Genomic DNA, 13,318 nt, shown 5'->3' with positions numbered 1-13,318 from the left:
TATGCCTCGTTTCACCTACATGGCTGGGCGAGATTTTTCAAGGCTGCGCGCCCATGATGCCGCAGTGCAACATACAGGATTTTACATTGGCTGCCCAACGTAACGTCGTCGTCAAGATCGGCTCCACCCTCATCGCGAACAGCGATTCCCTCACACCGCGCTTCGGCTTTCTCCAGCGCCTGCTGGAAGACATTGCCAGGCTGCGCGAACGGGGCACGAACGTCATTCTGTGCAGCTCCGGCGCCGTGGCTCTCGGTTTGAAGAAGGTAGGGGAAACGCCGGAGAGCGCCGGCGTCAGTGACAAGCAGGCGGCTGCTGCCTGCGGGATGCCGGTGCTGCTCAATGTCTACAAGCAGGTGGGACACGAATACGGGTTCGAGATCGCGCAGATCCTGCTGACGCTCGGCGATTTCGAGGATCACCGGCGCTTCCTCAACACCCGCAACACGGTCAATCGCCTGCTGGAAGCAGGCATCATGCCCATCGTGAACGAGAACGACACGATCACGACGGAGGAAATCCGTGTGGGCGACAATGATCGCCTGGCGGCCAAGGTCGCGCAGATGACCGATGCGAAGGATTTCATCATCCTGACCGAAGTCGACGGCCTCTACGACCGCCACCCGGACGAGGAAGGCGCGAAGCTGATCGAGGAAGTGACGGAAGTGTCACCCTATATGGAGGCGACCAGGGGCGTCAGCTCGCTCGGCACGGGCGGGATGACCACCAAGCTGATGGCTGCCAACATGGCGCAAGAGGCGGGCTGCACGACCTATATCGCGCATGGCGAGGCGGATTGCCCGCTGTCGAGCGTGCTCGACGGGGAACGCAGGTGCACCCGTTTCATCGCGAATTCCGATCCGATTTCCGGCTGGGAAAGCTGGATTGCCAACCGGTTGCAGATGGCAGGCAGCCTCGGCGTCAGCGAAGAGGTCGCCGCCGAGATTGCCGCCGGGGACCGTGCCATCCGCCGGTCGGACGTCCTGTCGATCGATGGCGATTTCACCCGCGGCGACGTTCTGCATATCTACGATCCCAAGGGCGTCGAGCAGGCACGCGGCCTGTCCGACTTCACTTCGGAAGAGCTGCGGGTGATGGTGGTCAACCCGCATCTCGATGCCAGCGAATTGTTGGGATACAAGACGAAAGGCGAGGTCATCCGCGCGAAGAACCTCGTCTCGCTCGAAGGGCGGCATCTCTTGTGGGACGCGCCGGAAACCGAGGATGGCGGCGTGGTCGCGCCCGGGTAAGCAATATCCCCGGCAGCGCGGGCGGGTCGATGTAACTTCACTTGGCGTTCACGCAGACGCTGGTTATAGGCTGGCCCCATGATTTCCCGCTCCCGCATCCTTCGCCGCGGCAAGACCGCGCTCGTCGCCGGTACGCTGGCCGTTTCCCTGTCTGCCTGTGCGTCGCTCGGCGGCGGCGGTGGCACCGAAGTCGGCGACACCGCTTACATCGCGCGCGACGTGGAAACGCTCTATGCGAATGCAAAGCTGCGGCTGGACCAGGGCAATGCCCGGATTGCGGCCCCGTTGTTCGACGAGGTGGAGCGCCAGCATCCCTACAGCCCGTGGGCCCGCCGTGCCCAGCTGATGAGCGCATTCAGCTATTATGTCGGGCAGGACTATACCAAGGCGATCCAGAGCGCCCAGCGCTTCCTGACGATCCATCCGGGTAACAAGGATGCGCCTTACGCATTCTACCTGATCGCGCTCAGCTATTACGAGCAGATCAACGATATCCACCGCGACCAGAAGACGACGGAACAGGCGCTTGCCGCGCTGAACGAAGTGCAGCGCCGCTATCCTGATACGCAATATGCCGCCGATGCGCGGCTGAAGATCGACCTCGTCAACGATCACCTTGCGGGCAAGGAAATGGAAGTCGGCCGGTTCTACCAGAAGACCGGCAAGTGGCTGGCCTCGCAGATCCGGTTCCAGAACGTGGTTGAAAACTACCAGACCACCAGCCACGCGGCAGAAGCTCTCTATCGCTTGACCGAGAGCAGCCTGGCGCTGGGCGTGCCGACCGAAGCGAAGAAATACGCGGCCGTCTTGGGTGCGAATTATCCGGGCAGCGAGTGGTACGACAAGGCCTACGACCTGGTACAGCGTCACGCGGCGGACACGACTGTCGGTTAACGGTATCCGGGCCGGGAACCCCCGGCAGGTTACAGCATTACATTCCTGCGGGCCGGGCCCCTCTGGCAGGTGCTGAAAGGCATCTGTGATGTCGGACCGCATCGGATTGCCGATGCGCTGCCGGGTAAAATCCCTCCCCCACAGCACCCGGCGCGCACGGCGGTCCGATCGTTCTGTCTCGATCGAGGAGCCTGCCGTGATGCGCCAACCTGTATCCAATTCCCCCGCCGCCGCGGGTCGCCAGATGGCGGCGCCGCTTCCTTCGTCCCCTTCGGCGCAGCCCGCCGGGCGGGCATTCTCCGGCGGGTCGAACCTCTTCCCGCTGCAGGATACGCCGATGGTTCGGCAGGCGCGTGCGTCTCGCCGGGAGGCGGACGATGGTTAAGGCCCGCGCGGTCAAGGCCATCGCCCCGATGCTGCGCGATTTCCTGCAGAAGGAAAGCGCCGGCGGCATCACACTGATCGCCGCAGCCCTTCTTGCGCTGGTGGTCGCCAACAGTCCGCTGGCGAGCGGTTATACGAGCTTTCTCGATACGCCGGTCATTGCGGGCGTCGGCAGCTTCGTCATCGACAAGACGCTGCTGCTCTGGATCAATGACGGCCTGATGGCGGTGTTCTTCTTCCTCGTCGGACTGGAAGTGAAACGCGAGATACTCGGCGGCCAGTTGTCGAGCTGGAACAAGGCATCCCTCCCGCTTTCCGCCGCGATCGGCGGCATGGTGCTGCCTGCCATCGTCTTCCTTGCGATCAACAACGGTTCGCCTGCCAACCAGGCGGGCTGGGCCATCCCGGCAGCGACGGACATTGCCTTCGCGCTCGGCATCCTTGCCCTGCTGGGGCCGCGCGTGCCTGTCGCGCTGAAAGCTCTGCTGCTCGCCATCGCGATCATCGACGATATCGGCGCAATCACCATCATCGCGCTGTTCTATTCGGGCACCATCGACACGGTCATGCTGGGCCTCGGCGCTGGTGTCTTCGTCCTGATGCTTGTGGTCGGCCGGATGCGAGTCGTCTCGTCGATCCCCTACGTCCTGCTGGCAATCCTGATGTGGGTGTTCGTCCTGAAATCGGGTGTCCATGCCACGCTCGCAGGGGTCGCTGCCGCATCTGCTGTGCCGATGGCTGCGGCCAATGGAGAGCGTCCGCTGGAACGCATGGAACACGCGCTCCATCCGTGGGTCGCCTTCCTTGTCATTCCCATTTTCGGTTTCGCCAATGCAGGGGTCGGCCTTGTCGGGGTGGACCCGGCGGACATCCTCGCGCCGCTTCCCCTGGGAATTGCGCTGGGGCTTCTCGTGGGCAAACAGCTGGGCATTCTGGGCTTCGGCTGGCTTGCGGTGAAGGCCGGGTTCGCCAGCCTGCCCGAAGGCGTGAACTGGCGTCAGGTGCACGGCGTATCGCTGTTCGCCGCCATCGGTTTCACCATGAGCCTGTTCATCGGCAATCTCGCCTTCGACAGCGCAGCACAGGTCGACGCGGTGAAGCTCGGCGTGCTGCTTGGCTCCACAATCGCGGCGGTCGCCGGGTATTTGGTGCTGAAATCGGCCCTGGACAGCGCGGAACCCGTGTCCGGCATTGCGGCGGGCGAAGCGGGCGAGCCGGAAAAACTGCGTTCGTGAAGAAATGCACAATCGGGCGCGCGCCTTTCGGTGACGCGCCCGATTTGCTGCGGTATAGACCGCCGCGATGCTGACCAGACTGTCCATCCGCAACATCGTGCTTATCGAGGCGCTCGACCTGGATTTCGGGCGCGGGCTGGGCGTGCTGACGGGCGAGACAGGCGCGGGCAAGTCGATCCTGCTCGATGCGCTGGGCCTTGTTCTCGGCAACAGGGCCGACAGCGGCCTGGTGCGCGGCGGCGAGGCGAAGGCCAGCGTCACCGCGACGTTTGAATTCGCCAACTGGCCGCCGCTCATCACGGATGCGCTGGACGATGCCGACATCGAGGTCGAACCGGGCGAGCCGCTGATCATTCGCCGCCAGGTGAAGGCCGATGGCGGTTCCAAGGCCTTCGTCAACGACCAGCCGGTCGGCGTGGCGCTGCTGCGCTCGCTCGGCGCGGCGCTGGTGGAGCTGCACGGCCAGCACGACGATCGCGGCCTCGTCAATCCGCGCGGCCACCGTATCCTGCTCGACCGGTATGCCGGCGCCGATACGGCCAAAGTCGGGCGCGCCTGGGAAAGCTGGCGGCGGGCGAGCGAGGCGCTGTCCGCAGCGCGCACCGCCATCGACGATGCCAAGGCGGAGGAAGACCTGCTGGTTGCCCATCTCGCCGAACTGACCGCGCTGGAGCCGCAGGCGGGCGAGGAAGCGCGCCTGGCGGAACAGCGCGCCCTGATGCAGAAGGGCGAGAAGCTGGCCGGCGACCTGGAGGAATTGCGCCATGTCTGGGACGGGTCCGATTCCCCGCTGGCCGCGATGCGATCGGCCGCCCGCAGGCTCGACCGGTTGGGGCCGGAGCACCCGCTGCTGGCCGAGGCACTGGCTGCACTCGACCGCGCAGTGATCGAAGCGGGCGAGGCCGAGGACAAGCTGAACGCGGCGGCAGAGGCCCTGGTCCACGACCCGCAGGCGCTCGACATGGCGGAGACGCGATTGTTCGAACTGCGCGCTCTCGCCCGCAAGCATCGCTGCGAAGTCGACGAATTGCCGGAAAAGATGCGCGCCTTTCGCGCCGCGCTAGATGCGATCGAGGGCGGGGAGGCGGAACTGGATGCGCTGGAACTGGCCGCCAGGGAAGCCGGCATGGCCTATCGCGGCGCTGCCGAGAAACTTCACGCCGCCCGGCTGAAGGCGGCAGCGCGGCTGGACAAGGCCGTTGCCGCCGAACTCTCCCCGCTGAAACTGGACGCCGCGCGTTTCCACACCGCGATCGAGGTCCTGCCGGAAGACAAGTGGGGCGCGAACGGGATGGATGCTGTCGAATTCCTCATCGCCACCAATCCCGGTGCGGATTTCGCCCCGCTGGGCAAGATCGCCAGCGGCGGCGAACTGTCCCGCTTCATTCTCGCTCTGAAGGTTGCGCTGGCAGAGCAGGGCGGGGCGGCAACGGTCATCTTCGACGAGATCGACCGCGGTGTCGGCGGCGCGGTGGCCAGCGCCATTGGCGAACGGCTGGCACGTCTGGCGCAGGACGGGCAATTGCTCGCCGTGACACACAGCCCGCAAGTCGCGGCCCGTGGGCGTACGCATTACATGATCGCGAAATCGTCCACCGGCACGGTCACGAAGACCAGCGTCGCCCGCCTCGACGAGGCGCAGCGGCAGGAAGAAATCGCGCGGATGCTATCGGGCGCCGAGGTTACGGACGAGGCGAGGGCACAGGCCGACCGCCTTCTGGAAGGGGTCTAGTCCCCCTCCGGCGCTAAGGCACGGCGCAGGAATTCCAGTATTTTCGGCCATTGGTCGCGCCGGGCCGCAAGATCGGCCTCTGCCGTTCCGCCCATGACCCCCAGCATGGCATTGTCGCCGTCTTCCAGCCCCTCGCTCGCTCCGAAGCCCCAGTGACCGGCATCAGGGTAGGACAGCAGCGTGACCTGCGGAGTGCCTGCGCCCCCGGCGCGCTGTTCGATGTTGCGGCCCATGTCGCAGCCGGGCCACAAATCGTCCTTCTCCCCGCAGATCAGCAGGACCGGGGCCTGGATGGCTCCGACCGCGATAAGCGAATCCGAACCTTCCGGCACGGCAGCACGGCTGTTCTCGAACATTCCCAGCATCGTCGCACCGGTGAACCATTCATACCAGGCATGCATCTCGTAGGGGGCGTAGGCGACGGGCTCGCCATCGAGGCTCCACGAAGATGAGAGGTCCGACAGGTTGATCTGGTCGAAGGAGAACCCCTGCCAGACCACATCGCTCGGCATGGCGGCGACCACCGCGCCGATCCGGGGATCCCGGCTTGCCAGAAGCAGGGCTCCCTCGGCGCCCTTGGAGTGACCGATCACCGCCACCCGGCGGCCCGAGGCATCCTCCCGTTCGCCAAGCCAGTCCAGCGCGGCGTCAAATATCTGCAGCGGCACCATGTTGAAGGCGCGGTTCGCCTCCGACGTGCCGGTATACCCGACATACAGGACATCGTAGCCCTCTGCCGCCAATTGCCTGGCGAAGACGTTGCGCGATTCCTTCAGTCCGCCTTCCGATCCGCCAAGGAGCAGGATGGCATCGCGGGGGCCGTCGCCGCTTCCGGCGAAGAAATTGGCCGGCGCATCGCCTATCGCAACGCGCTCCCCGCCGGTGCCGGGCGCTGCGACCACGATCGGCCTAGGCTCGCGATTGAAGAAATTCCACGCACCGATGCCGAGAATGGCAACGACGATGATCAGGCACCCGATCCCGACCTTACCCCGAGTTCGCATAAGGCCCCCTGTGTTTGCCTGCTCCGATGTGTCATCTGTTTCGCAAGATCTTCCATTTCAGCAAGGCGATTCTCGACCAGCGCCATGAGCACACCGACCGAAGCCGAAGCCGCCAATGAATTGATGCGGCTGGCCCGCCAGATCGCGAAGCACGACCGGCTGTATCACGCCGAGGACGCGCCCGAGATCACGGACCAGGAATATGATGCGCTGGTCCGCCGGAATGCGGAACTGGAGGAGGCGTTTCCGCATCTTGTGAGAGACGATTCGCCCAGCCGGAAGGTGGGCCACGCGGTCGCTGCGTCTCCTTTGAGCAAGGTGATGCACGAGGTTCGCATGATGAGCCTCGACAACGCGTTCGCGGACGAGGAAGTCGCCGATTTCGTCGCCCGGGTGCGGCGGTTCCTGTCGCTGGGGGAAGACGAGGAAATTGCGTTCACGGCGGAAGACAAGATCGACGGCCTGTCCTGTTCCCTTCGCTACGAACAGGGAAAACTCGTCCGTGCCGCGACCCGGGGCGATGGGCAGGTGGGCGAAGACGTCACCGCGAACGTGGCGCATATTCCCGAGATTCCCCAGACGCTTGAAGGCGAATGTCCCGATATTTTCGAGATCCGGGGCGAGGTTTACATGGCGACGGCGGACTTCCTCGCCCTGAATGCGCGGCAGGAAGAGGCAGGAGAGAAGCTGTTCGCCAATCCGCGCAACGCCGCTGCCGGTTCGCTGCGCCAGAAGGATGCAGGCGTGACGGCGAAACGGCCACTGAAATTCTGGGCCCACGGATGGGGTGCGGCTTCGGCGGAGCCGGGGGAAACGCAGGTCGATGTCGTGCGCCGGATCGAAGGCTGGGGCGTGCCGGTCTCGCCGCTGTTCACGCGGTGCGAAACGCTGGAGCAGATGCTCGCCCATTACGAGAAGATCAACGAGCAGCGCCCTGATCTTCCCTATGAAATCGACGGCGTCGTCTACAAGGTGGACCGCCTGGACTGGCAGAAACGCCTGGGCTTCGTGGCCAAGGCGCCGCGCTGGGCCATCGCCCGCAAGTTCCCGGCGGAAAAGGCCGAGACGGTGCTGGAGGCAATCGACATCCAGGTCGGGCGGACCGGCAAGCTGACCCCGGTCGGCAGGCTCGCGCCGGTATTGGTCGGCGGCGTGACGGTCACCAATGTGACGCTGCACAATCGCGACGAGATCGAGAGGCTGGGCGTGCGGCCGGGCGACAGGGTCCGCGTGCAGCGCGCCGGGGATGTCATCCCCCAGGTCGTCGCCAATCTGACGCCGGGTGAAAAGCGCGAGGCCTTCACCTTTCCCGATCATTGCCCGGAATGCGGCAGCGAAGCGGTCGCGGAAGAGGGCGAGGTCGATGTGCGCTGCACGGGCGGTCTGATCTGCCCGGCGCAGCGCACGGAAAGGCTGAAACATTTCGTCAGCCGTGCGGCCCTCGACATAGACGGTCTGGGCGAGAAGACGATCGCCCAGTTCTTCGCCCTCGGCTGGTTGGAAAGCCCGGCCGATATCTTCCGCCTGCGCGCGCGTCGCGGCGACATCCTCGCGCTCGATGGCTGGAAGGAAAGGTCTGTGGACAAGCTGTTGGCATCGGTGGAAGACCGGCGCCGGCCCGACGCGGCTCGCCTGCTCTTCGGCCTCGGCATCAGGCACGTCGGCGCTGTCACGGCGCGCGACCTGATGAAGCATTTCCACGAACTGCCCGCCCTTCGCGCCGTTGCCGAGAAAGCGCGTGCGGGAGACGAGGGCGCGGCTTCCGAACTGACCGATATCGACGGCATCGGCAGCGCGGTGGTCGAGGCGCTGGGGGATTTCTTCCACGAGGAGCACAACCGCGCGGTGTGGGACGACCTGCTGAGCGAAGTCTCGCCGCCCCGTTTCGAGGTCGAGACGCTGGACAGCCCCGTCGCGGGCAAGACGGTCGTCTTCACCGGCAAGCTGGAAACGATGAGCCGCGACGAGGCAAAGGCGCAGGCCGAAAGGCTGGGGGCCAAGGCGAGCGGTTCGGTCAGCGCCAAGACGGACCTGCTGGTGGCTGGCCCGGGCGCCGGATCGAAACTGAAGAAGGCGCAGGAACTGGGCATCGAAGTGATGGACGAGGCAGGCTGGGCCGATCTGGTGGCGAAGGCCGGTTGATGCTGGCCGAGCTCCACCCGCAGGCGCTGCGCATTGCCGGATTGCTACGGGAGCGGGGCGAGACCATCGCGGTAGCCGATGGCGCAACCGGGGGCATGATCGCGGCATCGCTGCTGACCGTGCCGGGCGCGCTCGATTTCTTTGTCGGGGGCGGGGTGGTCTATTCCCTGCGCGCCCGCGATGTCTTGTTCGCCCAGCCGCGCGAGGCCTATTGCGGGATGCGGGGGGCGAGCGAGGATTATGCGCTGCTGCAGGCGCGGTCCATCCGCGACAATTTCGGGGCCGACTGGGGCCTTGCGGAAAGCGGGTCGGTCGGCGGATCGAGCCATCCGAGCGGCGCTCCGCCCGGGCAAAGCTGCGCAGCGCTTGCCGGACCCGGCGGCGAATGGACGGCCATGACGCAGACAGGCCGTGATGACCGGATCGCGAATATGGAGGCGTTCACCAGGGCCGCACTCGATCATCTCGAGGCGGTTCTGGCGGATCCGGCCTAGTCGGCTGGCATCAAGTGTATCTCGCGCACGTCGGACGTCTCGCGCTGTTCGATCGCGAAGACCACGGCATCGGCAATATCCTCCGGCTGCAGCTTCGTCGGCTTGGCCTCGTCGAAGAATTCGGTGTTGACCATGCCGGGCGTGATGACCGTGCAGCGTCCACCCCATTCGCGCATTTCCTCGGCCAGGTTCCCGGCGAAACCCTGCACGAACCACTTGGTCGCACTGTAGATGGAGCCCTTGAAATGTTCGCGCCCGGCCTTGCTGCCGGTGACGACGAACATGCCCTTGCGCTTCTTCAGTTCGGGGAGCGCGGCATCGGCGGTGTAGAGAACGGCGAGGATGTTGAGATGGATCATGTCGTGCCACTCGTCCGGATCGCCGTTCTCGACGCCGGGCTTCGACACGCCCTTGCCGGCATTGGCGAAAACCGCGTCCAGCCCGCCGAAGGTTTCGGTCGTCTTCGCAATGGCCGATTGCAGCGCGTCGCGGTCGGTAACGTCGCATTCGATGGCGAGCGCTCCGTCGCCGATCTCTTCCGCCAGGTCTTCCAGCCTGTCCTTGCGCCGGGCAAGCAGAACGACATTCCATCCCTTCGCAGAAGCGGCACGCGCCGTGGCGGCGCCGATGCCGGACGATGCGCCTGTGATGAGAAGGGTGCGGGGTGTCTTCTGGGTCATGGCAGGCTCTCTTTATCGGGCAGGAGGTGGGTTCGTGTCGGCAATGCGGGAGTGGGGGCGGGGGTTCCACCTGTGGAGCAGCGGGGCCGCTGTGGAACAAAACGGCTCCGGTTCGGGTAGGGGAAGCAGATGATTAAAAGCCCTGCTATTTCCGCACGATCCGCCCGGTTCCTTCTGCTGGCCGCAATTGTCTTGCCCGCCGCCTGCAGTCCGGTTGGTGACGGCGGAGATGAGGCAGTCGCCCCGTCGCTGGAAGAGCGGATAGAGGAAGCCGCCGAGACCGTGACCGACGAGCTATCGGCCGAAGCGCAGTGGCTGGATGACCGGTTTTTCGACATCGGCAGCACGTTCGACGGCTATCTCGGCATCGCGATGGCCGACATGCAGACAGGCGAAGTCGTTCATTTCAATGGCGAGGAGGCGTTGCCCCAGCAAAGCCTGAGCAAGCTGTGGGTCGCGCTCACCGCTTTCGACCAGGCGGACGACGGGAAACTGCGCCTAGAAGACCGCGCAACGGTGACTTTCTCCGACCTCACCGTGTTCCACCAGCCCCTGCGCAAGCAGGTGGTCGCCAACGGCAGCTTCACCACCGATTACGCCGACTACATCCGCCGCGCGTTGACGCAGAGCGACAACACCGCCAACGACATGGTCCTGAAAGCCGTAGGCGGGCCCGACGCCGTGCGGGCGATGCTTCGCCGGAAAGGGCTGGAGGGCATCCGTTTCGGTCCGGGCGAGCGGCGGATGCAGGCCGCGATTGCCGGGCTGGAGTGGGACCAACGCTATTCCGTCGGCAAGACCTTCTTCGAAGTCCGGGACGAGGTGCCGGACGCCGTGCGAAAACCGGCCTTCGATGCCTATGTCGCCGACCCGGTCGACGGGGCGCAGCCGGTGGCGATCGCCAGTGCGCTGGCGAAGCTGGCGAAGGGCGAGTTGTTGTCGCGCGGCAGTACCGACGCCTATCTCGCCCTGCTGGACGATGTGAAGAGCGGACCGAACCGGCTGAAGGGCGGATTGCCGCCCGAATGGTCGATCGGCCACAAGACCGGGACGGGGCAGGTGTTCGACCCCAAGCCTGTCGGCGGACCGGCAGAGCAGGCCGGATACAACGATGTCGGCATCCTGACCGCGCCCGACGGCAAGCGGTATTCGGTCGCGGTCATGATCGGCAGGACGGCCCGGCCCGTGCCCGAACGCATGGACCTGATGCACGAAGTCGTCGGCGCCATCGCGGCCTATCACGGGCGCGTGACCGGAGGGATGCCAGAAAGCCCGTCCTAGACGTGCCGCCTTCTGCGTAGCCACAGGATCGACCAGTCGCCGTTCACGATGCGGCCTGCGAAACGGAACCCTGCGCGCAGGTAAGCGGCGCGCACGGCTTTCTCCTGCGTCTCCAGGAGTCCGGCCAGGACGATATGGCCGCCGGGCACGACGCTGCCGGCAAAGTCGGGTGCCATCTCGATCAGGGGCCGGGCCAGGATATTGGCCACCAGCAGGTCGTAGGGTCCGCGCGCTGCCAGCAGCGGATCATGCATCCCGTCGGCAGTCAGGACGAGCAGCTCGCCTGCCTTCGATCCCAGAGGCACGGCGTTGGTCGCCGCATTGTCCAGCACCACGTCCTCGCACACGGGATCGATATCCGATGCGGTCGCCTGCGCCGCAGGCCAGAGCGCCATCGCGCCGAACGCCAGCAGACCGGTTCCGGTCCCGATATCGGCAAGGGCGCGGGGGCGCACGCCGCGTGTCCGCATGGCGGCCATCATGGCGAGGCAACCGGCGGTCGTTTCATGCTGGCCTGTGCCGAATGCCTGGCTCGCCGGGATGACGAGCGGGATCGAGCCATCGCCTGGGGCAGGGTGGTCGGGCGTGCGGACATGGAAAGGCCCGGTGCGGATCGGATCGACACCCTGCTGGCTCAGCGTGAGCCAGTCCTCATCCTCCAGCTTCTCGGTCTCGGCAGGCGGTGCTCCATCTGTAAACAGGTCGCCCAGCGCCTTGCGGTCGGCGGCGTTCGGCTTGCGCGGCAGCCATGCCTCGAACACCCAGTCGTCGGGCCGGTCCTCGGCAATTTCGCGGCCGGAGACGACGATCTCGGCATCCCAGTCGAGCGCCATTTCCTGCATCGCCAGCGCATCGGTGACGACCGTTTTCGGGCCGTGGATGGAGTATTTCCAGCTTGGCATAAATGTCCGTTCCTACCTGACGTAGCTGGCGCCGTTGGCGTCCAGCGTTGCGCCGGTGAGGCTGGGCGGGGCGTCGAGCGCGCAGAAAGCGATCAGGGTGGCGATCTCCTCCGGCTCGGCCACCTTGCCGAGCGGAATATCCTTCAGCAGGTCCGGCCCGCCCCGGCTGGCGAGATAATCGCCCGCCATGGACGTATCGGTGAAACCGGGGGCGATGGCGTAGCTCATGATGCCGTTGGCGGCGTGGGCGCGGGCAATGGTCTTGTGCAGGGCCAGCATACCGCCTTTCGCCGCGGCATAATGCCAGTGTGCCGGGGAATCGCCGCGATGTCCGGCACGGCTGGCAACATGGACCAGGCGTCCCGGCCTGCCAGCGTCAAGCCAGTGCCGCACGGCGAACCGACTGAGCTGGGCGGCCGATGTGAGGTTGATCCGCAGCGTGTCCTCCCACGCGTCGAGCCAGCGAATGTCCGCCGAGTTCAGCGGATTGGGATCGAACAGGCCCGCATTGTTGACGACGACGTCGATCGAACCGCCAGCGATCTCCATTGCTTCCTCCCATAGCATGTGCGGCGCACCGGGCTGGGTGAAATCGGCGGCGATCATGGCGTCCCCGCCGCGCGTGGAGTGGCCGATTACCGTGCAGCCGCGGCCTTCGAGGGCGCGAAGCGCGGCAGCGCCGATCCCCCTGCTGGAACCTGTCAGAAGTATGGTCGTCATGGCATCCCTCCCTAACGACTGGGCCGCACCTGTCGAGGCCAGCCTGCTCAGCTTCTCGCCCGTTTCGGTCATAACGCGCGGGAAAACCGCCCCCATGGCCATAGGCCCTGCTTGCATGGATGGCACGGTTCGCTAAGTGGCGATGCAAGACCTGTCACATCCACGCGCGCGCAGACGTGCGCCACGCGAAGAAGAAGATCGATTGCCATGGCCAACAGACCGCTATCCCCGCACCTGCAAATCTGGAAATGGGGGCCGCACATGCTGGTTTCCATCCTGCACCGGATCACCGGCGACGGGATGGCGATCGTCGGCCTGGCTGTGTTCCTCTGGTGGCTGGGTGCGATGGCCAGCGGGCCGGACGCCTACGGTCTTTTCCAGACGGTGATGACCTCGCCCATCGGCTACCTTGTGCTGGTTGGGCTGACCTGGGCATTCTTCACCCACATGATGAGCGGCCTGCGCCATTTCGTCCTCGATATCGGGGCCGGGTACGAACTCGACACGAACAAGCTGTGGTCGATCCTGTCGCCCGTCATCGCCATCATCCTGACCGCCGCCTTCTGGGCGCTGGTCGTCTTTTTCTAAGGGGCACGCACC

14 protein-coding genes are annotated in these 13,318 nt (G+C 65.5%); 10 read left to right on the top strand and 4 right to left on the bottom strand.

Annotation, left to right across the window (positions count from 1 at the left end):
- Positions 1-86: 86 nt before the first annotated feature.
- From proB to recN, 5 genes are all read left to right on the top strand, one after another.
- Positions 87-1,250 carry a glutamate 5-kinase gene (gene proB / locus PF049_10070; protein ID WBY15943.1) on the top strand — a complete coding sequence of 388 codons (1,164 nt, stop codon included), beginning with the start codon at positions 87-89 and terminating at the stop codon, positions 1,248-1,250.
- A gap of 78 nt (positions 1,251-1,328) precedes the next feature.
- Positions 1,329-2,144 carry an outer membrane protein assembly factor BamD gene (locus tag PF049_10065; protein WBY15942.1) on the top strand — a complete coding sequence of 272 codons (816 nt, stop codon included), beginning with the start codon at positions 1,329-1,331 and terminating at the stop codon, positions 2,142-2,144.
- An 88-nt stretch (positions 2,145-2,232) separates the two neighbouring features.
- Positions 2,233-2,529: a hypothetical protein gene (locus PF049_10060; GenBank protein ID WBY15941.1), complete on the top strand. Its 297-nt coding sequence runs from the start codon at positions 2,233-2,235 to the stop codon at positions 2,527-2,529.
- Positions 2,522-3,763: a Na+/H+ antiporter NhaA gene (gene nhaA / locus PF049_10055; GenBank protein WBY15940.1), complete on the top strand. Its 1,242-nt coding sequence runs from the start codon at positions 2,522-2,524 to the stop codon at positions 3,761-3,763. The genes PF049_10060 and nhaA overlap by 8 nt, the downstream gene beginning before the upstream one ends.
- 67 nt (positions 3,764-3,830) lie before the next feature.
- The gene (recN, locus tag PF049_10050) at positions 3,831-5,495 is read left to right on the top strand and encodes a DNA repair protein RecN (protein ID WBY15939.1); all 1,665 of its coding nucleotides are present in this window, start codon (positions 3,831-3,833) and stop codon (positions 5,493-5,495) included.
- Here the strand turns inward: recN and PF049_10045 are convergent.
- Entirely contained in the window at positions 5,492-6,499 is a 1,008-nt protein-coding gene (locus tag PF049_10045) for an acyl-CoA thioester hydrolase/BAAT C-terminal domain-containing protein (protein ID WBY15938.1), read from the bottom strand. The two genes, recN and PF049_10045, sit on opposite strands and share 4 nt — an antisense overlap.
- 84 nt (positions 6,500-6,583) lie before the next feature.
- Here PF049_10045 and ligA point away from each other — a divergent pair, with 84 nt between their 5' ends.
- Both ligA and PF049_10035 read left to right on the top strand, forming a co-directional pair.
- Positions 6,584-8,641, top strand: coding sequence for an NAD-dependent DNA ligase LigA (ligA, locus tag PF049_10040; protein ID WBY15937.1), 2,058 nt, complete (start codon positions 6,584-6,586; stop codon positions 8,639-8,641).
- The gene (locus PF049_10035; protein WBY15936.1) at positions 8,641-9,135 is read left to right on the top strand and encodes a CinA family protein; all 495 of its coding nucleotides are present in this window, start codon (positions 8,641-8,643) and stop codon (positions 9,133-9,135) included. The genes ligA and PF049_10035 overlap by 1 nt, the downstream gene beginning before the upstream one ends.
- Here PF049_10035 and PF049_10030 read toward each other — a convergent pair.
- Positions 9,132-9,815, bottom strand: a complete 684-nt coding sequence (locus PF049_10030; GenBank protein WBY15935.1) for an SDR family oxidoreductase — start codon at positions 9,813-9,815, stop codon at positions 9,132-9,134. The genes PF049_10035 and PF049_10030 overlap by 4 nt on opposite strands.
- A 129-nt stretch (positions 9,816-9,944) precedes the next feature.
- On the opposite strand from PF049_10030, the gene PF049_10025 reads away from it, so the two are divergent.
- Positions 9,945-11,096, top strand: coding sequence for a class A beta-lactamase-related serine hydrolase (locus PF049_10025; GenBank protein ID WBY15934.1), 1,152 nt, complete (start codon positions 9,945-9,947; stop codon positions 11,094-11,096).
- Here PF049_10025 and PF049_10020 read toward each other — a convergent pair.
- Positions 11,093-11,998, bottom strand: a complete 906-nt coding sequence (locus tag PF049_10020; protein WBY15933.1) for a 50S ribosomal protein L11 methyltransferase — start codon at positions 11,996-11,998, stop codon at positions 11,093-11,095. The two genes, PF049_10025 and PF049_10020, sit on opposite strands and share 4 nt — an antisense overlap.
- A gap of 12 nt (positions 11,999-12,010) precedes the next feature.
- A complete protein-coding gene (locus tag PF049_10015; protein ID WBY15932.1) occupies positions 12,011-12,718 on the bottom strand; it encodes an SDR family NAD(P)-dependent oxidoreductase in 708 nt (235 codons plus the stop codon).
- Between PF049_10015 and PF049_10010 the strand changes: the two genes are divergently transcribed.
- Both PF049_10010 and sdhC read left to right on the top strand, forming a co-directional pair.
- A complete protein-coding gene (locus PF049_10010) occupies positions 12,717-12,854 on the top strand; it encodes a hypothetical protein (protein WBY15931.1) in 138 nt (45 codons plus the stop codon). The genes PF049_10015 and PF049_10010 overlap by 2 nt on opposite strands.
- 71 nt (positions 12,855-12,925) lie before the next feature.
- Positions 12,926-13,306 (top strand): succinate dehydrogenase, cytochrome b556 subunit, encoded by a 381-nt coding sequence (gene sdhC, locus PF049_10005; protein ID WBY15930.1) that lies wholly within the window; start codon positions 12,926-12,928, stop codon positions 13,304-13,306.
- Positions 13,307-13,318 lie beyond the last annotated feature (12 nt).

The sequence above is a fragment of the Erythrobacteraceae bacterium WH01K genome (assembly GCA_027941995.1).
Classification (GTDB): Bacteria; Pseudomonadota; Alphaproteobacteria; order Sphingomonadales; family Sphingomonadaceae; genus CAJXSN01.
Note: the sequence above shows the minus strand (reverse complement) of the source record. Positions and strands in the feature narration are given on the sequence as shown.